This is a genomic window from Lysinibacillus sp. FSL H8-0500 (assembly GCF_038051955.1).
In the GTDB taxonomy this organism is placed as follows: domain Bacteria; phylum Bacillota; class Bacilli; order Bacillales_A; family Planococcaceae; genus Lysinibacillus; species Lysinibacillus macroides.
This window is the reverse complement of record NZ_CP150292.1, coordinates 1,107,833-1,126,968: the sequence shown is the minus strand read 5'-3', so window position 1 is coordinate 1,126,968 and position 19,136 is coordinate 1,107,833. Positions and strand designations below refer to the sequence as shown.

Here is a 19,136-nt window from a genome sequence, read left to right as displayed (position 1 = left end):
TCGCTAACCTGTCTATCAAAGTTAAAAATCAAAGCCAATCATATTTTCTGCAATTTCATTAAAAGATTGCTCAGACTCACTAAAGTACGCTTCCCAGGCATCTTTAGCCCAAATTTCAATGCGATTGGAAACGCCTAATACTACACATTCCTTCACAAGATGTGCATGTTGGATAAGCGTAGCTGGGATATTGATACGTCCTTGCTTGTCTATTTCTACCTCAGTTGCTCCAGAAAAGAAAAACCTCGCAAATGCTCGTGTATCCTTTTTAGTCATCGGTAAATCTTTTAACTTTTCTTCGAGTTTTCGCCATTCATTCATAGGATAACCGAATAGACAATTATCGAGACCTCTTGTAACCACAAACGTTTCGCCTAAAGCTTCACGAAATTTTGCCGGTACGATTAATCGTCCTTTCGCATCAACGGAGTGTTGATATTCTCCCATGAACATACTACTCACCCCACTTTATTAAATAATGTACCACATCCCCCCACTTTCCTCCACTTTTTTTTAAAAAAACTTGACATTTTTACTCCTAATGTGTAATTAGACTTTTAGGAAATTATTTGACATATGCTAAATGACATAAATAAAGAGCTACCCTTAGTAGGATAGCTCTTGATATACTATTTTTCTCGACATTATTCATCAAATCTACATTGTAGCAAATTATTATTTAGGTACAAAGTATCCAGTATTTGAAATTATAAATAAAGTATATAGTGGTGTTTACCGATGCTATATTGTTGCTTTAGCATTTCTCGCATAAACATAGGTCCAAACTCATTGAAATATTGATATGGATTATAGACTCTCTCTTGAAATCCATCATTTGGATACAGTTCATTTTGCAATGTCGTAAATTTCCGAATTGTGGTTTCATGTTTGTTAAGGACCATTTGTTCAATTTTTTGCTGTAGATAGTCAAATTGCTTGAGATGATGCTCTTGATTTTTTATAAGTATTTTATCTAAATAGAGGTGCTGTTCTTCTAAATAGGATGTAAGCTCCTTATACTTTTCTGTAATCATTTGCTGCATCGCTTGAATTTGACGTTTTGCCTCATAATCCTGCACATCGGCAATAAAGCGCTCCTTCAGCTGTAATGCTTTTCCATCCCATACATCCGCAACCGATAGCTGATATTCATGTAATAATTGCTCAACATGACGAGTTACAATTGTAATTTGCAGACGAGGTGCGAAAATCGGCATTTGTAGATCCAATACGGCAAAGGCATTTTTTAATGTTGCCCAATATGCTAACTCTCCGGGGCCACCAACAAACGCCAGCACAGGTAATGTCATTTCCTGCATTAGTGGACGAGTCACAACATTATTACTTAAACACTCAGGCTGTTTCTCTGCAATCTCTAAAATCTCTTCTTGAGAAAGCTTAATATTTGCTGCTAAATTAACAAAGAGTTTATTTTTTCTTTCTAAAAGATGGCGCTCCCCATCCTTCACGTAGAATAAATTAGCTGCTTCATTGGTCGCTAAAATGGGCTTGCCATAGCCAGCATGTTCAAGCTCCTCTTCCTTTTCGGTTACAACACTCGCAATTTCTTCACTATGCTGAATAATACGTGCAAAGGAATTACTTTCATATTGACGCAATTGCAAATCTGCTGCATCCATTAACAATAAACCTTCATCCTTAAACAATCGATTCATCAGTTGTGCAAAGAAATCTGTAAATGTTTCACTCACATTTAGCGCATCTACTAGTTGTTGCATTAACCCTTCGGTAAACGCTGTTTCTCCATAATCTTTTATAATGCTATTGATTAATTGTGTCATTGCCTCTTTATTCAATGCTGTTGCAGATGCCATTGTTTTGCGTATCGAGCGCTCACTATATGCATGTTTTTTCAGTGCCTCACCACGCACTGTATAGGTATGATTAATTTCATCTAAATCATGATCTTCTCCAGCTATCCAAAAGACAGGAACGATAGGCTGCTGTAGCTTTTCACTTTGTTCTTTTGCTAATGCAATCACCGAAATCGCTTTATGAACTGAGTAAAGAGGACCCGTTAAGATACCTGCTTGCTGTCCACCGACTATTACGAGAGCTCCTTGCTCTAATTGTTTCAAATGTTCATTCGCTTTGTTCGATAAGCCAAGTGGCTCCATAAATTGGCGGATAATTGCTGTTAGTTCTTTTTGATCACGGGCATGCTGTTCTAAATATGCTGCTCTTCTCTCAAAAGCTCGATCATTATAATCATATTCAAAAAACTCATGGATGGCAGTGTTTGGTGACCAATAATCTGCTAGCACATGATTCTTGATCGGTGCTTGGATAGACTCCAGTTTCATTTAACAAAAACTCCTCTACTCGCTAAATCATTTTCTTATTTTAATGAGAATTGCTTCCATACAGGCTATTCATATTGCTGTCACTTCGTTTTCGCACAGAAAACATTTAATGCTGAATCCGCGTGACAAAGGTATATTTTCAACAGCAGAATAGTCTTACTCTATGCTTCTAGCACTAGATTTTAGTCAATATTCCCATTTGTATAGAATATTTTTTATTACTACTCATACATAAGCGAATGTCAAAACAATTGTGTCCATTCTATTAAAATACAAGAGCTTTTCACTTTGGCACTCGCTTTCTACAGGCTTTTTTTGTTATGCTATATGTTCCTGTCGAAAACCTTACACCAGCACTATAAGCTCTTGTTTACCTACTACAGAAATGCAATCATTATATTTGCTTATTTAGAGATACTATTTGAATGCTACTATTTTAACGCTTATAGCGCCAACATCAAAAGAAAATGCTTAAGCCACCTGTAAATATTCTACAATAGATTGAATAACACCTATTATACAAATGACAACATAGGCTGTACTCAGTATTAAAAACAAAAAACGCCATATTTTTTTCAATAATAGCTTTACTTCGAGCTCCTTTTTTGTCCGCCAATCAATATATGTAAAAATCATGGCCATCATTATCGCCAGCATCACTAAAAGTGCTCCTACATTTATATGCCAAAGTACACCAATTGCTAAGGGTACTGAAAAAAATAAGCACAATGTTGTAATATCCGATGCTGCGCCAAATGCATGTGTGCCACGAATTTTAATTTTTCGACCAATCAGATAGACAATGATAAACAGGATAATTGGGCAAAAAATTATGATACTAATGATGATATGTAAGAGGTCTTTCAACTTTGTTCACCGCTCTCCTCTATCGCAAGTACTTGGTGATATAGGGTACGCAAAGTAGGTAAATTATGACCGTTCACCAAAGCTTTGCTAAGAATAACGCCAACAATTGTGTCAATCTCACTTTTTCTACCCTGCATACGATCTGCAAGCATAGATGATGTGTTTTTGGCTGTTTTCCAACATAAGTCTACCACATCGTTAAAGGATATAGTTTGTTCAATATTTGTAAAAGCTTCTGTAAGCTCCTTATAGATAGTTTGCATCAGCAGAAAGGCTTGTTGATTTGTCACTAATTCCCCATTCTTCACTTGTAATACAACCGTTAATGGGTTAATTAAACTATTAAATATTGCTTTTTCAAAGAGCATTTGCTGCGCATCTTCTACAACTTCTATAGGAAACAAGCTATTTTGTAGTTGCAACACCTCTTGAAAGGCATTTTGCTGTCCACGCCCTATTGCAATTTTACACGAGCCAATCCCGTTATGTTGAACTGTAGAATGCCCTAATGCACGCGCACCGAAGGCTACAGAACAAAAAGCGATATTGTTATGTGGTAACTTAAGTGCCTCCTCAAAATGCGCTAAACCATTTTGCATAAATACCAAGGGTGTATCACTTGCTACTGCAATAATTTGTTCGTAGAGCTTCTGTAAATGACCATATTTAACAGCAAGTACGACTAAATCTTGTGGTGGTAAAGTAGCTAAATTTGTAGTAGCCATAACCGCATGTATGGTTGTTGTTCCGTCCACATTCACACGTGTTAACTGATGTGTATTCAGTTCATCTACCTGTTCCTGTCTTCTTGCCACAAATGTGACTGACATACCAGCTTCAGCGAAAAAGCTTGCGATTAACCGCCCAACCGCTCCAGCCCCAATAATCGCTACCTTCATCATCCTTCTCTCCTTTCCTCCCTATAAGAACAAGGTGCCTCAGAATTTTCTAAGGCACCCCTACATATATTCTTCTATTATACAGGATGGATGAATTGTTGACGATATACAGATAGAAAAACCAATACACTTCCTTTTCGTTGCTCTATTGATGTTAATCTTTCATTAATGAATATCCTTGCTGTAGCCATTTCACTAGCTTCTCATGTTCACTTTGTAATTCACGATGCTTCATTTCAAGATTTTGATAAGCCTCTGTCAATTCGTCAAAACTTGTCAACGCTAATTTCAAGTGACTTCGCATAGATTGTTGCGGCTGATTACGTACAGCTAATAGTGACTGACTATATTGACCCCGTAATGTTTTATTCCATCGAAAACCACATGCCTGTTTTGTACGACCTAATTCTGCAGCGGCTAATTCAAAGGCCTCTAGCTGTGTTTTGCCATTTTGCACATTATGCAACACAATTTCTGCAAGTCTTTCATCGTCTTCCTTTGTCCATTGATCTTTTCTTTTTTTCAATTCCATAATCTATCACCCTCGCATTTTTTACTACTATATGCAAAAGCAAGCAAAATAGAATCATTGCATGAAAAAAGACAATGATGATGTTTTCCTCTCACCATTGTCTCTATCCCTTACTGATTGCTCTTCTTCGTTAAGAAATTATTAACAGCCTCGTGATGTGCTTCACTTTCCCATAATTTTGCACAGGTGCGGACTTCCTCCATCACACGCTTATACATATTGCGCTCGCGCCACTTACGAAGCTCAATTTCTTTATAGGCTTTATGAACAGATGGATGAATCTTTCGCATATGTTCAATAAAATCATTTAACGCCTCTTCTTTTGAGCCTTCAAAAACACGCATTGCCCATCCTATGTCATATAGTAGCTGTGCTGGATAAGGCTTGGCATCCACTAGCATCTTCATTGCACGATCATGGCGCAAGCCTCGCTCAAATAGATATGTACCTCCGCCCCAGCCACTTGTAATAGCTAAGGTTCCTTGAATAAAACCACATTTCGCATGACTAGCTAGTAGACGAAAATCACAGGCTGTAGCAATTTCACAGCCTCCACCAACAGCCGTACCATTTATTAGTGCGATAGTTGGTACAGGAAGTGTGGCAAGATCATATAAGATGTTCCCCATCTTGCTTAACATACCAAATGCCTCATCCTCTGTCTCCAACGAATGAAACTCTGATAAATCCCCTCCTGAGCAAAATGATTTATCTCCTGCACCTGTTACTACTAAAAAGCGTACATCCTCATGCTCACGAATATATGTAATGACCTCTTGCAGTCCATTCATTACCTCATCATTCACAGCATTACGCTTTTCTTCACGATTGATGGTAAACGTCATAATGCCATCATCATTATCAATCTTATAAGACATATTATTACCCCCTTTGTTTCAATGCATAAATTGTATCATACAATTATTTTACTATTGTAAAGAACTTCATAATCAACGAAATATTCCGTCTTTTCAAGCTGACAAAAAGGCTAGTACAGAGCCATGGTCTCTCTACTAGCCTTTTAAGTGAGCAAACACTGTATTATTTGCTAACTACTTCTTTACCTTTGTATTGTCCGCAAGCTTTGCAAACACGGTGTGATAATTTAGCCTCGCCACAGTTAGGGCAAGTTACCATACCAGGTACAGATAATTTGAAATGCGTACGACGCTTTCTTTTTGCAGTTTTAGAAGTTCTTCTAAATGGTACAGCCATTGATGGCACCTCCTTACAGATCGTCTATTCGTCTGTTTGATCAAAATACTTAGCTAAAGCAGCTAGTCTTGGATCCACTTTTTGTTTGTCAGCTTTTTTGTGTAGCTCTACGTCTTCATCTGTTGCATAAGACCAGTTTTTACCACCGTGCACTTGTCCTTCAGAATCTTCCTTGAACACTTGCATTGGTACCTCAAGCAAAACTAATTCCTCAAGAACTGGTTTCATGTCGATGACTTCACCATCTATATAGTGAATGTCTCCGTCATCGTCTCCTCGTTTATCTTCGTCAATCCAGCTAAAAATTTCAACTGTATCCACGTGGATAGGAAACTCAACATCCTCCCATGTACGAGCACACGGGAGTGTTAACGTAGCTGTCACAGTTAACTGACATGTCATTTGCGATGCACCAAAAGTACATAGCCCTTTTACATGAACGGGCGAAATTGCTCGAATATCCTGGTTTCGCTCCATCACTTCGTCCAGTTGGACAAAGGCATCAATTGGCATCCCGTTTTGACGGTATTTCGATAATTGATGAATTGACCATTTCATTCGTTAATCACCTCGAGACAACACTGTTGATTATATAATGTGTAAAAATAGATGTCAAGATAATTTCTTGTCACCACTAAAAAACCCACCTATAATTGTATACGTTTAAACGTATAATTGCGTCTAATAAGTTTACAACAAAGACATAATTGAATAAAGGAGGGATGGCATGCAAGCAGTTGGAATTGTTGTTGAATATAATCCATTTCACAATGGACATGCCTATCATTTAAAGCAGGCTAAAAAGGCTGCACAGGCGGACCTTGTGATTGCTGTTATGAGTGGAACATTTTTACAGCGTGGAGAGCCCGCTATGGTGGATAAATGGACACGTACTCAAATGGCTCTAGCTGGTGGTGTAGATATTGTAATTGAGCTACCTTATGTCTATAGTACAGCCCCTGCCACAGATTTTGCTAAAGGCGCTATTTCATTATTAAACGCTGTCGGCTGTGAGGCTTTTGCATTTGGCAGTGAAGATGGTTCGATCCAGCCGTTTTTAAATACATTTGAGCTAATTAACAATCACCGTACTGAATATAACGCACTCATTAAAGACAGTCTCAAAACAGGTGCAAGCTATCCGAAAAGCTTATACTATGCCTATGAACAGCTTTCTCAGAAGTTCCCTGCTTCATACATTGATCTTGCACAGCCCAACAACATACTTGGCTTTCATTATTTAGAGGCAGCGAAGGCTCTTAATCTTCCTATACAGCCATTGACGATTCCACGTATTGCAGCGGGCTATCACGATGCGCTACAGGAAGACGCCTCCATCGCCAGTGCCACAGGGATACGAAAGGCACTTGCTACTAGCCAATCCTTACAAAGTGTGCAGCAAGTTGTTCCTGAGACATCTTTTCATTATTTAACAAATTGGCAAAAAAAATATTGTACATTTGCCAGTTGGGAGGCCTTTTGGCCGTTGTTGCGTTTTACAATTATGCGTCATACGCCTGCTGAGCTAACTCGTTATGCAGAAGTAACAGAAGGCATTGAAAACGCCATCCTAAAGGCAGCCAAAACAAGCCAATCGTTTAGTAGCTTTATGGAAAAAGTAAAATCTAAACGTTACACATGGACACGCCTACAACGCATGCTGACACATATCTACACAGGCTTTACTAAAGAGCAGCTCCAAAGCTTTCAAGCTCCTTCTTTTATTCGTTTACTTGGCATGAGTGCAGTAGGACAGGCTTATTTAGGGCAGCGGAAAAAGCATATCGAACTACCGTTAATAAGTAGAGTTGCAGCTACTAAGGATGCCATGCTCACTATTGATATCCATGTGGCAGAGCTCTACAATTTAAGTGTAGAGCAAGGAACGACAGACTTTCTTCTTCCGAAGGACTACCAAACACCCCCAATTCGTTTTTAAACAGTGGAAAAGAGATGCTAGTGTGCTTCTAGCATCTCTTTATTTTGGCTGTAGCTGTCTTAAATAATCGATCGCATCATCCACTGTTTTCACAGGAACGATTTTCATTTTTGTGTCGATTTCTTTTGCGGTCTTTACTGCTGTTGCATAATTCGATTCTAGCTCCGGATGCTTTGCCTTAATTTCTTCAGAAATTTCATCGTCCGGCGCAAAGAAAATTTCCATACCATCGCGATCGGCGGCTATTACCTTATAATCAATCCCACCAATTCTTCCCACAGAACCATCTACAAGCATTTCACCCGTACCTGCAATAGCATAGCCTCTCGTTAAATCCTCATCAAGCAGTTGGTCTAAAATTTCAAGCGTAAACATTAAGCCAGCGGAAGGCCCACCAATATCCTCTGTTTTCATTGTGACCTTTGGAGTTGTCTCAATTGCTTTGCTTTCTGTATAGGAAATACCTAAACCTGCGCGATGCTCCTTTGTATTAGGAATTTCCTTTAGGGTAATAGTGACTTGCTGTTGCTCCTCATTACGTATAAACTGGATGGATACTTGATCGCCAAGCTGCTTAGGCGTTAAAAGATCTACAAGCATTTGCTGACTTGTTATTTCTTGACCATCCACCTCAATGATTTCATCTCCAGCTTTTAAGATTCCATCAGATGCTCCACCATCTAAGACATTTAATATAAAAACACCATTAAATTGAATTCTTGTCTCTAGCCCTGCTCTTTGAAAAGCTACATACTTTGCATTGAATTGGGAATCAGACATTAATTTTAACTGACGAATATTATATTCTTCATCATCTTCTAAAGGATTACGCACCTGCTCGATATCCATAAGCTTTTGATACTTTTGCAATTTCGCCCATGCATAAGTAAATGGTGTCGCTTGCTGCATCGCGACCGTCATTAAGCTTAAAGACCCCACACTATCTGCCTCTTTACTATCAACAGTCACAAACTTACTGACATCATACGCACTACCAGGCTTCATAATATACGCGTCTAGTCGGTATAACATCGAAAAACAAATGACGACTAATAACACCACATAAATACTAATTTTTTTCTTCAATTCAACACACCTCCTAGGACGCCTACAAAACCATATGTTCATGTTTTTGTCTTTCACACATATATTGATTTTAGCATTTGCCTATGTGAATGACAAAAAGTTGAAACGAGATGATAACATGTTTGCTACAATTCAAATAGTGCTCTGCTTAATTCTTATTCTCTTACTCTTGTTATTCCCACAAACTGCTCATAGTGGCACTGATTTAGGTCTCAATCTTTTCATGGAAGCTCTATTTCCATATTTATTGCCTTATCTGGTATTAACACAATGGCTGCTACGTTTAACAGGCCCTATGCGTACAAAAACAAAACGAGCTTCTTTATACGTACAAGCATACATCATTAGTGCACTTGGTGGTTATCCAACTGGCGCAACAACTATTGTTTACTTAAAAAATAGCGGTCAGTTACACTTGAAGGAAGCAAATTTTTTACTCGCTGTTTGTCATGCACCAAGTCCACTATTTGTACTTGGTTTTGTAAGCCTAGACTTACTACACAGTCATACGTTTGGATGGTTGTTTTTATGTTTACTACATACTTTTAATATTTGTTGTTTAATAACAGGTTACTTTTTATTTCGCAAAACTGATCCACCTAGTATCTCCGAACACAATACTCCATTATATACTGCGCCTTTCTCAGAAAGTATTAGGGAAACAGCTCCAACCATCCTTTTAGTTGGTACAACCATTATCTTTTTTACAACGATTCAGACCATTGTGCAAGAGGGCTTAGATCAAATGCTCCCTGCACTTCCCTATGCAATTGAGCTTTCCATTGCAGCTATCTTAGAGGTTACAAATGGGCTTCAAATGACTGTCACTGCTTTTCCAGACCTTCCCTATATCTCTTTATTAGTTGTTATTTTATTAACTATGCAAAGTATTAGTATTCATTTACAAATTTTTGTTATTGCCAAATCTGCCAAGCTCGCTGTGCGTCCCTATATAAAGCTTCGCCTTCTTAGCATAATCATTGTGCCAACTATTTATGCTCTATTTTTTCTGAAATAGCACTGATATGCTTAAGCAATCAAACATAATGCTCTCGTTCTACATGCTAACCATCTATTTCGAGTATCTATTCTTGTCAAAAGTCTATCCGTCATTTTGCAAGCTCTATCCACAAACTTAACGCTGGTATATCTTTCTACACGACCCAAGTAAGATTTTTTACTTGGGTCAATTTACGCGACGAGACGTTATCCACAAACACAAATATTAAACGATGAAAAAACAATAAATTTATTTATAGGGTTATGGATATACTGGGTAATATACATCAAACCGTAAGTCGAAAAAGTGTATACCCTAGTGATAGAAACAGCGAAAATATTTGCATAAAATAAAGGTGCAATGATAGTGGAAAATCAATATAACATAATTAAAAACAGAGCCTCTACGGGTTGATGAAAAATATCTTCAAGAGTATATGAAAATCTAAAGAAGAGGTATTTTGTTATTAATTTAGTAGGTACTAGTTTATTTATTGCTGGAATCTTAGCTGTTGGCTTCCATAATGTTATACATACTATACTCCTACTAAAAGCATATAAATTATTAGCAAAAAAACGAACTATATACTACTAGATTTAGCTTTAAATTCTAAAAAAAGATTGATTGATGTTTGTGACACGACTTGTTGAACTAATATAGTTAGGCATACAAAAAAGAGGATGCCCACTACTATGACATCCTCTTAAATACTTATTTTGTAAAGCCATATTTTTCTTTTAAAGCCTGTGCCACATAAGCAGGTACAAGCTCGTCCACATTCCCACCATATTTTGCCACTTCTTTAACAATGCTGGAGCTTAGGAATGAGTATTGATTTTTTGTCATAATAAAAAATGTCTCAATGGTTTCATCTAAAAAACGGTTCATGGAAGTAATTTGCATTTCATACTCAAAATCTGAAACCGCTCGCAAGCCACGAACAATGGCCTTTGCGTTTTTTTCCTTTGCATAGTCTATTAAAAGACCTGAGGAGCTTTCTATCCGGACATTCGGCAATGCTTTTGTTACTTCAGCCATTAACGCCATACGTTCCTCTACCGAAAACAATGGCTGTTTTGCGGAATTATTTAAAACCGCTACATATACGACATCAAATACATCTGCCGCACGGTTAATAATATCTAAGTGACCCAATGTGACCGGATCAAAACTTCCAGGAACTACAGCAATTTTCTCTGACAACTTATTCTCCCTCTTCCTCTGCATAGCGATAAACTGATATTACTGTTCCGCCATAGGTTTCTTGTCTGTTTAAGCTAAATTCTCCAAAGCTTTGAGGCAACTGTACCTCTTTTGCGTGTTCACATAAAATAATACCATCCCGTTGAATTTTACGATGATCAACAAGTATTTGCACTAAATCATAATACTCTTTTTGATGATATGGTGGATCTAAAAAAACAAGCTTAAATGTCAGATCACGTTTTAAGAGTGCCTTCACAGCACGCTTCGCATCAATACGAAATAGCTCTGTATACTCCTCATAGCGGCATTTTTTTATATTTTCTTGCAGCACCTGGAATGCCTTGACATCTTTTTCAATAAAGATTGCACGTTCTGCACCACGACTAAGTGATTCAATACCTAAGCCACCGCTTCCAGCAAACAAATCAAGTGCGATGCCTCCATCGAAAAACGGACCAATCATATTAAAAATAGATTCCTTTACTTTATCAGTTGTAGGTCTTGTTGTATTGCCAGCTATTGCTTTTAGCGGCATTCCTTTGCGCTCTCCTGCTACAACCCTCATATCAGCCTATCACCATACTTTCATCCATATAAATAATTTTTGCAGCGGAAGACCATATCTCCCGCTGCAAAAATTATTGTTGCTCTTGCATGGATACTTGAATTTGTTTATCTTCCTTTCGTAATTCAACTAGGAATAAACGTTGTAACCATGCTTCTTCCACATAATAACGATCAGCAATTTTAATAATGGGTTCAGAAATTGTAGAATACCTGCGCTGATTAAATACATAAAAACCGTGCTCTTGTGGGAATCGGAATGTACGATTGTCACTATTTACATAATAGCCGTGTTCCCCTTCTCCAACTGAATAACCTAGATAAGGCAATAATGTATCGGCAGTGTACAATGTTTGACCCTCATATAAAATAACATGAACATCTTCTCTTTGTGTCCCATCTACATAGACACTACGTGCATCCTCAAATAATAACGGATATGTGCCCTGTTCTTGAGCTGCATTTAATGTAAAATAAGATGTTTTAACATCAGTACCTAACACTTGTGATAAATGCTGATCCATTGTAGCTAGTGTGATTGGTTCATCACCCATATTTTTTAAGGCGTCTTGCCAAGCTTGCTGCTGACTAGCTGTCATATAGTCATTTAATGTCTGAACAATTTTCTTTGCTTTATCTGTGCCAATCACATCATTCACTAGATAGGATGCCATCACTTCAAGTAACCATTCTGGCACATCTTCAAATGTAAACTGTGATTTTATTTGTGACAAAATCACTTCCTGTTCCACAGCTTCCACCGTCAATGTCGGTAAGAACAATAACCGATCATCATGGGACTTTACGGGGCTTTTTTCTTGGATAATTGCGATATGTTCATCATTTAAAAACTGTATATTTTCTAGCGCTTTAAGAAAATCCTGTGAAACCGCTTGCTGTGCATAAATCGATATGACAGGTGTTTTTTCTTGAGGTGTTAGCCCACCAGCTTGCCAATAAACATCATGAACAGTACCATATCCGCTAAACATTACATAATTAACAAGTGCTAGTTTTTGCTGGCCAACTAGAGGTAGACCTGTCACCCATTGTCCCTCAACCTTACTGTCCGTTGAAATATGGACAATAGAGTAGGAGGCTTCCCCATTTATTAAGGTGGCAAAGATATTTTGAAGAAGCATCTTATTTTTTAAGCCACCTTCGATTGGAATTATGTATGAGACAGATTGTGATTTAATTTCTCCTTTTGCAAAATAAGAAACTTCCTCTGATAAACGATCACAGCTTTTTTCATTTTCGATAAAGCAACTAGGGTTTACCGCTTTCTCTGGCCATTTAATTTTTACCTTTTGATTCGGTAAATTTTTAAAATGCTGTCGAATATCTAAACTATTTTCACGATAGACAATTTCAATTTCCTGAGAGTAATGGAAACTTCCACCACCTGCTTCTAAATCAGATGAATAGGCATGGTATTGGAAAAATAACGTCCCTGCAATAATAAGTACTAAAATGGAAAAAAAGCTTAATGCAAATTTCATGTGCTTGACCTCCCGCAGCATGATACTATAAGTATTGGAAAGGATGTGCAATTATTATGCCACAACAATTTATAGAATTAGGAGAAGGCTATGGTGATGTTTACGAGCTACTCGAAATTATTAAAACGAATCAGGAACGCTTTCATCAAGCCTTTATACTAACCTCTACTACTAGGGAAGGGAAAAAGGTCCTCTCATTAGCAGCTGCACTCAAACCAGTTGGCGAAAGTAAATTTATGCCGATTTATATTTGCCGCGAAGGCATTCCATTTAATGAAGAGCAACCAACAAAGCGCCAAAGCATGTTTGAGGCACAAATAGAACAACTCAATCGCAAAGTAGTTGTTGTAGAAATAAAGCACTCATCTATATTTTCGGAACCAAAACTATTTTATCAATACTTAGTCGGTATATTAAGGTTAAATAACTATATACCTGCATTAACTTAATGCTATAGACCTATTTTGTAGTCATATTCCTTAGCTTTATCTGGTTTTGCATTTTCATACTCTGTTTTAACAAATGGACGATAAGACGCCACAACGTCTTTCACAAATGGAAGGCGTTGTAGTTTTGTTGTCATCATATCAATATCCTCACGATTGCAGTAAAGCACCACATATTTTTGCCTTCTCGAAATATAAAGAACATGGCCATATTTCCGAAGAGATTTGGCATGTTTTAATTGATGGACATAAACGATTAGTCCTTGTCGTTCGTTCATCTGTGTTCGGCGCGGAGGCCCCTTCCTTCTAAGCTAAGCAGGGGAGAGGGGAGGAATCGCCTTCTCTCCTTCCAATTTTAAAATTTATGTTGTTTTGAACAATTGAAGCGTAGTGTGCGGGAAATGTCCCTTAGCCAATGCTGGAAAGGCTTTTTCTGCGTACAGCATCATCCCTATCCATCAGAGCTTTTAACTATATACGACAAAGCTTAGAGCTAGGGAAGCATGCCAAGTTGTTATGACCAACCCAACATCGTACATGAATACTTAGTCTAGTCAATCAGGGCTGTTTTTACAAGTCCCCCTTAAGCGTTCACTAAGTGATGGGTTATTGACAGTAGAGTCCCTCATTTCTTACCTAAAAGAATACCATAGACCAGAAAATGATAGCAACAGAGTTTAGCTGACAGAATGCTCAATTTTCCGTTATAATGAAAAAACATAGTCGTAGCAATTCGAATTCTCATAAGTTAAACTATATTTGAACCACTGTTGAAGTGGGAAACAAATCGACATAAAAACATCATCTTGCACTTATACTAATTATTAGTTTTATAAAGCCCCTCAACTACAGGGGTTTATAAATACTTTTTGATAGAAAGTTAATTATTAAGGAGGACAAATATGGGTAAGAAAACAAAAATTGCGCTTGCAATCGCAGCAGCAAGTGCAGCAGCTTGGGCAGGTAGTAAGGCTATTTCGAAGCCACAGCAACGTGAAGATAAGCAAGCATTACAATTTGATCGCCCTATTATTCTTGCACATCGTGGCGGAGCTCAATTAGCCCCTGAGCATACAATGGTTGCATTTGAAAAAGCTGCACAGTTAGGTGTTGATGGCTTTGAAATAGATATACGTTTAACGAAGGATGAGGAAATTATTGTTTTCCATGACGACACTGTTGAGCGTACCACTGATGGCTACGGACTTGTAGCTGATATGACATTAACAGAAATTAATGCCTTCAATCATGGCTATCACTTTAAAGATTTAGATGGGACTTTCCCATACCGGGAAGATTCACTAAATGTTGTTACATTGCGTGAGCTGCTTGAGGCCTACCCAAATATGCTTGTCAATATTGATATAAAAGATGCTCCAGATACATACGAAGGAAGTTTAATGCCTTCTAAGCTGTGGCGTTTAATTGAGGAATTAGGAGCAGAAAATCGAGTTGTTGTGACAAGCTTTTATGGTGAGCAAATTGATCGTTTTAATTTATATGCACAAAATCAAGTAGCACTTGGCGCAGGTGAATCAGATGTACGCAAGGCATTTGCCTCTTTCTCAAGTCAATTTGGACATTTATATCATCCGAAAGTAGATGTCTTTCAAATTCCAACGAAATCAGGGGTTATCGCCTTAGACTCTCCAAAGTTTATTCAGTTTTTAAATAACTTAAATATTCCTGTTCATTATTGGACAATCAATGATATTGATATAATGAAAAAATTAATCAATAATGGCGCTAAGGGCATTATTACAGATCGTCCTGATATTGCGATAGAGCTATTCCAAGCTGAAGCAGCCGTTGAACAATAAGAGAAAAAACAAAAATCCACGGATAGACTCGTGGATTTTTTCCTTTTTATGTTAAATCATGCAATACTGCATCTGTGACCTCTCGTAATGTTGCTGTTCCACCTAAATCAGGCGTTTTTATGCCTTGTACAAATGCTGTTTCAATCGCATTTAATATTTTGGTCCCCACTTCGGGATAACCAAGGAAATCGATCATCATTTTCCCAGTCCATATTTGTCCAATTGGATTAGCAATTCCTTGCCCTGCAATATCTGGTGCAGAGCCATGGACAGGCTCAAACATAGAGGGATACTGCCGCTCTATATTTAAGTTTGCGGCTGGTGCAATACCGATACTACCCATAATTGCCCCACCTAAATCTGTTAAAATATCTCCAAACAAATTGGATGCTACAATCACATCAAAGCTTTCTGGCTTCATCACTAAAAATGCAGCCAATGCATCAATATGATTGGATACTTGGGCTATTGCTGGATATTCTTTGCCTACTTGTGCAAACACCTCGTCCCAAAATGGCATACTATGTGTAATGCCATTGGATTTTGTCGCACTTGTTACATGCTGACGACGACTTTGTGCAAGCTCAAAAGCATAGCGTATTGCACGTTCTGTCCCCTTTCTTGTAAAAACAGCATTTTGGATGGCTACTTCCTCCTGCCCACTATGTAATCTCCCACCAATATCTGCATACTCTCCTTCCGAATTTTCTCTAACAACAATAAAATCAAAATGATTTGGCTGTCGTAAAGGCGAAGGTAGCCCTTGCAGTAGCTTTGCAGGTCGTACATTAATGGATTGCTGCATTTCACGACGAATTTTAATCAGCAACCCCCATAAGGAAATGTGATCTGGTACTAATTCAGGCATTCCTACCGCACCTAAAAAAATTTGGTCATACTGTTTTAATAGTTCAATCCCATTATCAGGCATCATTTTGCCTGTTTCTATATAATAATCGCAACCCCATGGAAAGGTTGTCCATTCAAATTGGAAGCGCCCATCCAATGCAGCGGCTTTATTCAAAATCTCTATAGCAGCAGGCACAACCTCTTTTCCTATACCATCTCCTGGTATTACAGCAATTCGATATATTTCCATTATTTTTCCTCCTCCAAAAAATGATAAAAAAACTGTAAACGACTCTTCCTATCATCGAGTTGTCTACAGTCTAGTTGTAATGTGGGTTATCCACACCTTATGTTAAGCTGAGCAAGAGCAGGAACCGCCCGAGCCACATCCGCCTCCGCAAGATGAACCAGTTGCAAAAAATGGATTACTAACAGGCACCTTCACCGCTTCAGAGACTGTTTTGCCAATTAGTAAACTAATCTCATCCAGTAAATCCTGAAAATCATTTTCAGCAATCTTTAAGGCTGAAATCTTGTCGTTTAAGTCGAGTGCTCGCTTCTGTTGGCGAATCGACTTCATAATTGTATGGTAGTCCGGATGATATTTCCCGAAACGTTGTACATCTTCGTACTGTTCCTTTATACGATTAAATGCATAAATAGCCTCAACAAGCTGTGCATCACAATAAACCGCATCATAGGCTTGCTGTAGTGCCCTTGCAGGTTCTGAGGAAAGAATCATTTCACAAAGCGCTTCGGCCTCATCCAAAATGATTACCCAGTCAGAGGTCATCATCATTTTTAATTCCCCCAATCTCTTACCCATCATAACAGATTTTATGGTAATTTTACATTATTGATAATTTTAATGAAAGAGGTTTTCCAATTGATGACAACAGCTAAAGAACAAATAGAACAATTACTAGCAACGATTTTACAGGAAAGCTCTAAGGAAGATGAAGAGGTTTTATTACACCTTTTACACGGGCTTCGTGACAAGCAGCAAGGCATTCACCGTCGTTATATTAATGCGGCTCTTCACATGGTAGGTAAGTTTGAACCTGATATAAGCGAGGTGCGTATACCCATTACACCCGTTATTCATAATACCATTAAAGTGCCACATGGAGGAATTATTGCCACAATTGCTGATGCGGCTATGGGAGGACTTGCTTCACGTGCTGTACCAGAGGGCTATAATGTCGTAACAACAAATATGAATATCACCTATATTGCTACAACAAAAAATAAAGAGCTTATTGCGCGTGGTCGCTTTGTTCATAAAGGGCGACAAACACTTGTGATGACATGTGATATTGAAGACGAAACAGGACGCCAGTTAGCCATTGCTACAGGCTCATTCTTTGTTATTCAGCGTCGTCTATAATAAGGCTAGCAAAATAATCTTTTATACATTGTTGATCGGAAAAAGGGAGCTTTTGATTTTTAATTTGCTGTGTTTGTTCATGCCCTTTTCCGGCAACAAGGACAATATCGCCCTTTTCTGCCTTAGCTAATGCCTGATGAATCGCTTGCTTGCGATCTAAATAAATTTCATAATATTGCTGCTCTGTAAAGCCAGCAATAATACTTTCATTAATAACAATCGGATCTTCATCACGTGGGTTATCCGTTGTTAAATAAATAATGTCTGCATATTTACTTGCCACTGCCCCCATCGCAAAGCGCTTTGCTTTATCACGATTGCCACCACAGCTAAACACAAGATAGATTGTCTTTGAGCGATCAAAAGTTTGTAATACCGCTTGTAAGGCTTCTGCTGTATGGGCATAATCTACATAAACATCAATACCTAATGGATTATCAATCTTTTCAAGCCTTCCCTCTGGTAGCCTCAATGACCACATATGCTCCACGATATCTTCCATAGGTATGCCTAAACGCCATAAAGCCATTAACGCGGCTACTGCATTTTGTACATGATATTTCCCGACAAAAGGAATTTCAACAATATGCTCACTCACGCTTGTTTGCAAACAAAGTACAGTTTTTCCAACAGTTTCACTAATAATTTGGATATGTAAATCATTGTGATGATCAAAGCCAAATGAACAAGATTTTTTCTTATCGTAGATACCTACCGAACGACAAAAATTATCGTCTCCATTGATGACTAGCTTTTTGGATAGATCGGCTAATCTTTTCTTTGCACGCTTATAGGCATCCAATCCACCATGATCGTCTAAATGGTCCTCAGATAAATTTAAAAATACGCCACAATCAATATCACAATGATCAAGCCTATGCTGCTGTAACCCCATTGAAGAGGCTTCTAACACAACATGCGTCACACCATTGCGTGCGCATTGCTTTAATATTGGATGTAGCTCTTTCGCCTGCAATGTCGTTAATTGCTCGTAAGCATTCTGTTGCTTCTCTCCATTGATAAAAAAGCCTACAGTGCCAATAACAGCGACTTTTTTTTGTAAAGCACTAAGAAGCTGACTGATAAAATGACTTACGGTTGTTTTCCCATTTGTTCCTGTAATAGCTATAACCGTTAAAGCTTCTGCAGGAAAAGCAGCAAGTTTCGCACTTACATATGATAAAAATAAGGCTGTATTTGGAACCCATACAAAAGGAATGTCCTTATCAATAATAGGCAAAGAAATACTTTCCTCCGCAACGATCGCCACTGCTCCTCGGGCTAGTGCTTCTTTAATAAAGCGGCTGCCAGATGTTTTTTTACCTTTTCGCACAATAAAAATATCACCTGGCTGTACGGCTTGTGCATAGTCCTCTACGCCTGTAATTGTTGTTCGAATGGATCCTCCCGTCACACTGCATGGCCAGTCTTTCAATAGCTCTGCTAATTGCAAGCCTCATTCCCCCCTTCAGTTCTCTATCATATGACGGCCTTTGTAAC

Annotated in this window: 21 protein-coding genes; 5 read left to right on the top strand and 16 right to left on the bottom strand. The window is 38.2% G+C overall.

Features of this window, described 5'->3' with window-relative positions:
* Positions 1–21 precede the first annotated feature (21 nt).
* The 8 genes from mraZ to MHB44_RS05150 form a co-directional block, all read right to left on the bottom strand.
* Positions 22–453: a division/cell wall cluster transcriptional repressor MraZ gene (mraZ, locus tag MHB44_RS05185; protein WP_341301842.1), complete on the bottom strand. Its 432-nt coding sequence runs from the start codon at positions 451–453 to the stop codon at positions 22–24.
* Between the two features lie 254 nt (positions 454–707).
* Positions 708–2,324, bottom strand: coding sequence for a bacillithiol biosynthesis cysteine-adding enzyme BshC (gene bshC / locus MHB44_RS05180; RefSeq protein ID WP_341301841.1), 1,617 nt, complete (start codon positions 2,322–2,324; stop codon positions 708–710).
* Between the two features lie 471 nt (positions 2,325–2,795).
* Positions 2,796–3,191, bottom strand: coding sequence for a DUF3397 domain-containing protein (locus tag MHB44_RS05175; protein WP_053993825.1), 396 nt, complete (start codon positions 3,189–3,191; stop codon positions 2,796–2,798).
* Positions 3,188–4,093 carry a 2-dehydropantoate 2-reductase gene (locus MHB44_RS05170; RefSeq protein WP_341301840.1) on the bottom strand — a complete coding sequence of 302 codons (906 nt, stop codon included), beginning with the start codon at positions 4,091–4,093 and terminating at the stop codon, positions 3,188–3,190. Before MHB44_RS05170 ends, MHB44_RS05175 begins: the two co-directional genes overlap by 4 nt.
* Before the next feature lie 151 nt (positions 4,094–4,244).
* Positions 4,245–4,622: a transcriptional regulator gene (locus tag MHB44_RS05165; protein ID WP_341301839.1), complete on the bottom strand. Its 378-nt coding sequence runs from the start codon at positions 4,620–4,622 to the stop codon at positions 4,245–4,247.
* 110 nt (positions 4,623–4,732) lie between these two features.
* Positions 4,733–5,500, bottom strand: a complete 768-nt coding sequence (locus MHB44_RS05160; RefSeq protein ID WP_341301838.1) for an enoyl-CoA hydratase/isomerase family protein — start codon at positions 5,498–5,500, stop codon at positions 4,733–4,735.
* Positions 5,501–5,663: 163 nt separating this feature from the next.
* Complete coding sequence (gene rpmF, locus MHB44_RS05155; protein ID WP_004224819.1) at positions 5,664–5,837, bottom strand: 50S ribosomal protein L32; 174 nt, start codon at positions 5,835–5,837, stop codon at positions 5,664–5,666.
* Between the two features lie 24 nt (positions 5,838–5,861).
* Positions 5,862–6,395 (bottom strand): YceD family protein, encoded by a 534-nt coding sequence (locus MHB44_RS05150; protein WP_341301837.1) that lies wholly within the window; start codon positions 6,393–6,395, stop codon positions 5,862–5,864.
* Positions 6,396–6,564: 169 nt separating this feature from the next.
* Between MHB44_RS05150 and MHB44_RS05145 the strand changes: the two genes are divergently transcribed.
* Positions 6,565–7,776, top strand: a complete 1,212-nt coding sequence (locus MHB44_RS05145) for a nucleotidyltransferase (RefSeq protein WP_341301836.1) — start codon at positions 6,565–6,567, stop codon at positions 7,774–7,776.
* Between the two features lie 39 nt (positions 7,777–7,815).
* Here the strand turns inward: MHB44_RS05145 and MHB44_RS05140 are convergent, their stop codons facing one another.
* Positions 7,816–8,862: a SepM family pheromone-processing serine protease gene (locus tag MHB44_RS05140; protein ID WP_341301835.1), complete on the bottom strand. Its 1,047-nt coding sequence runs from the start codon at positions 8,860–8,862 to the stop codon at positions 7,816–7,818.
* Positions 8,863–8,980: 118 nt separating this feature from the next.
* Here MHB44_RS05140 and MHB44_RS05135 point away from each other — a divergent pair, with 118 nt between their 5' ends.
* The gene (locus MHB44_RS05135; protein WP_341301834.1) at positions 8,981–9,880 is read left to right on the top strand and encodes a hypothetical protein; all 900 of its coding nucleotides are present in this window, start codon (positions 8,981–8,983) and stop codon (positions 9,878–9,880) included.
* A gap of 693 nt (positions 9,881–10,573) precedes the next feature.
* On the opposite strand, the gene coaD is transcribed toward MHB44_RS05135, so the two are convergent.
* The 3 genes from coaD to MHB44_RS05120 form a co-directional block, all read right to left on the bottom strand.
* Positions 10,574–11,065: a pantetheine-phosphate adenylyltransferase gene (coaD, locus tag MHB44_RS05130; protein WP_341301833.1), complete on the bottom strand. Its 492-nt coding sequence runs from the start codon at positions 11,063–11,065 to the stop codon at positions 10,574–10,576.
* Position 11,066: 1 nt separating this feature from the next.
* Entirely contained in the window at positions 11,067–11,633 is a 567-nt protein-coding gene (gene rsmD, locus MHB44_RS05125; protein WP_341301832.1) for a 16S rRNA (guanine(966)-N(2))-methyltransferase RsmD, read from the bottom strand.
* Between the two features lie 73 nt (positions 11,634–11,706).
* On the bottom strand, positions 11,707–13,134 hold the full coding sequence (locus MHB44_RS05120; protein ID WP_341301831.1) for an RNA polymerase II: 1,428 nt from the start codon (positions 13,132–13,134) through the stop codon (positions 11,707–11,709).
* Positions 13,135–13,190: 56 nt separating this feature from the next.
* Between MHB44_RS05120 and MHB44_RS05115 the strand changes: the two genes are divergently transcribed.
* Positions 13,191–13,583, top strand: a complete 393-nt coding sequence (locus tag MHB44_RS05115) for a methylthioribose kinase (RefSeq protein WP_341301830.1) — start codon at positions 13,191–13,193, stop codon at positions 13,581–13,583.
* 2 nt (positions 13,584–13,585) lie between these two features.
* Here MHB44_RS05115 and MHB44_RS05110 read toward each other — a convergent pair whose 3' ends face one another.
* The gene (locus MHB44_RS05110; protein ID WP_341301829.1) at positions 13,586–13,858 is read right to left on the bottom strand and encodes a YlbG family protein; all 273 of its coding nucleotides are present in this window, start codon (positions 13,856–13,858) and stop codon (positions 13,586–13,588) included.
* Between the two features lie 624 nt (positions 13,859–14,482).
* Here MHB44_RS05110 and MHB44_RS05105 point away from each other — a divergent pair.
* Entirely contained in the window at positions 14,483–15,400 is a 918-nt protein-coding gene (locus tag MHB44_RS05105) for a glycerophosphodiester phosphodiesterase (protein WP_341301828.1), read from the top strand.
* Positions 15,401–15,446: 46 nt separating this feature from the next.
* Here the strand turns inward: MHB44_RS05105 and MHB44_RS05100 are convergent, their stop codons facing one another.
* Together MHB44_RS05100 and MHB44_RS05095 are read right to left on the bottom strand one after the other, a co-directional pair.
* Positions 15,447–16,499: a tartrate dehydrogenase gene (locus MHB44_RS05100; RefSeq protein WP_341301827.1), complete on the bottom strand. Its 1,053-nt coding sequence runs from the start codon at positions 16,497–16,499 to the stop codon at positions 15,447–15,449.
* Positions 16,500–16,601: 102 nt separating this feature from the next.
* Positions 16,602–17,048, bottom strand: coding sequence for a YlbF family regulator (locus MHB44_RS05095; protein ID WP_341301826.1), 447 nt, complete (start codon positions 17,046–17,048; stop codon positions 16,602–16,604).
* A gap of 90 nt (positions 17,049–17,138) precedes the next feature.
* Here MHB44_RS05095 and MHB44_RS05090 point away from each other — a divergent pair, with 90 nt between their 5' ends.
* Positions 17,139–17,636: a PaaI family thioesterase gene (locus MHB44_RS05090; RefSeq protein ID WP_341301825.1), complete on the top strand. Its 498-nt coding sequence runs from the start codon at positions 17,139–17,141 to the stop codon at positions 17,634–17,636.
* On the opposite strand, the gene MHB44_RS05085 is transcribed toward MHB44_RS05090, so the two are convergent.
* A complete protein-coding gene (locus MHB44_RS05085) occupies positions 17,617–19,089 on the bottom strand; it encodes a UDP-N-acetylmuramoyl-L-alanyl-D-glutamate--2,6-diaminopimelate ligase (RefSeq protein ID WP_341301824.1) in 1,473 nt (490 codons plus the stop codon). The genes MHB44_RS05090 and MHB44_RS05085 overlap by 20 nt on opposite strands.
* Positions 19,090–19,136 lie beyond the last annotated feature (47 nt).